This is a genomic window from Pseudoxanthomonas sp. LjRoot204_2 (assembly GCF_056175765.1).
In genome coordinates, this window is record NZ_JBGFFG010000621.1 from 1 (window position 1) to 1,507 (window position 1,507).

General features: G+C 69.7%; 2 protein-coding genes. One reads left to right on the forward strand and one right to left on the reverse strand.

The annotated features are described in order from the left end of the window. Positions 1–188 precede the first annotated feature (188 nt). Positions 189–1,214: a class 1 fructose-bisphosphatase gene (locus tag AC04L7_RS18490; RefSeq protein WP_435995848.1), complete on the reverse strand. Its 1,026-nt coding sequence runs from the start codon at positions 1,212–1,214 to the stop codon at positions 189–191. A gap of 97 nt (positions 1,215–1,311) precedes the next feature. Between AC04L7_RS18490 and AC04L7_RS18495 the strand changes: the two genes are divergently transcribed. Next, a partial coding sequence (locus AC04L7_RS18495; RefSeq protein WP_475513670.1) for an MgtC/SapB family protein occupies positions 1,312–1,507 on the forward strand: 196 nt, incomplete at its 3' end.

Genomic DNA, 1,507 nt, shown 5'->3' on the forward strand with positions numbered 1-1,507 from the left:
TGTCGCGGCTGTGCTTCAGCTCGGGATGGAGGCCGCCGCCGACGCGGCCGGGCTGGTCCTGCCCGCTGGCATCGAACCGCGCCACGATGGCGCGGCAGGTCTCCGCATCCAGTGCGTCGTGATAGACCTCGATGAAGTCGGCGGGCGGAGGATTCGGCGTCATCGCCGGATTCTAGCCGCGCCGCCGGTCAGGCGGCCGCCGTGTCGTGGGCCAGGTGGTAGCCGACGGCGGTCTCGACTTCCTTCTTAGAACCGAGGAACACCGGCACGCGCTGGTGCAGCTGGGTCGGGCGCAGCGACAGGATGTCCTCGCGGCCGGTGCTGGCGGCGCCGCCGGCCTGCTCGACCAGCAGGCCCATCGGGTTGGCTTCGTACATCAGGCGCAGCTTGCCGGCCTTGCCCGGATCCTTGCGGTCCCACGGATAGATGAAGATGCCGCCGCGGGTCAGGATGCGGTGCACGTCGGCCACCATGCTGGCGATCCAGCGCATGTTGAAGTCCTTGCCGCGCGGGCCTTCGCGGCCGGCGAGCAGGTCGTCGACATAGCCCTGCATCGGCGCTTCCCAGTGGCGCCGGTTCGACATGTTGATGGCGAATTCCTTCGTTTCCTCGGGAATGCGCATGTCGCGCTGGGTCAGCACGAACGCACCCTGCTCGCGGTCCAGCGTGAACGCGTGCGTGCCGTTGCCGGTGGTGAGCACCAGCATCGTGCTCGGGCCGTAGATGCAGTAGCCGGCGGCGACCTGGTCGCGGCCGGGCTGCAGGAAGTGTTCGTCGCCCGGCGTCGTCACGCCGTCCGGCGAGCGCAGCACCGAGAAGATGGTGCCGACGGAGACGTTGACGTCGATGTTCGAGCTGCCGTCCAAGGGGTCGAACAGCAGCAGGAAGCCACCGCGCGGATAGGCGTCCGGGATCGGCTGGCTGTGATCCATTTCCTCCGATGCGCACGCCGCCAGGTGGCCGCCCCAGGCGTTGGCTTCCAGCAGGATGTCGTTGCTCAGCACGTCCAGCTTCTTCTGCGCCTCGCCCTGCACGTTGCCGGTACCGGCGTCGCCCAGCACGCCGCCCAGCGCGCCCTTGCTGACCGCGATGGAGATGCTGGTGCAGGCGCGGGCCACCACCGCGATCAGCTGGCGCAGGTCGGCGCTGATGCGGCCGGCGCGCTGTTCTTCGATCAGGTAGCGGCTCAGCGAGACGGCAGACGGAGCGGGCATGATGGGATCCACGGCGAAGGTGCGCGCATTGTCCGGGTTGACGAGACCAATGCAAGACCATTCGCTATGCTCGCGGGCCTGAACGAGGGAGGATGGGATGGACGAGGCGACCCCGCAGACCTGGCTGGCGCTGTCCTCGGCCCTCGGGCTGGGCCTGCTGATCGGGCTGGTGCGCGAGCGCAGCCCCGGTCGCGCGCACGGCATCGCGGGCCTGCGCACGCATGCGCTGGTGGCGCTCGGCGCCGCGGTTGCGGCTTGGCTGGGGCAGCCCGTCCTGCTGGTCGCCCTGGGGG

Coding starts and splice junctions, on each gene's coding strand:
- AC04L7_RS18490 (WP_435995848.1), bottom strand. CDS start 1,214: ATGCCCGCTCCGTCTGCCGTCTCGCTGAGCCGCTACCTGATCGAAGAA.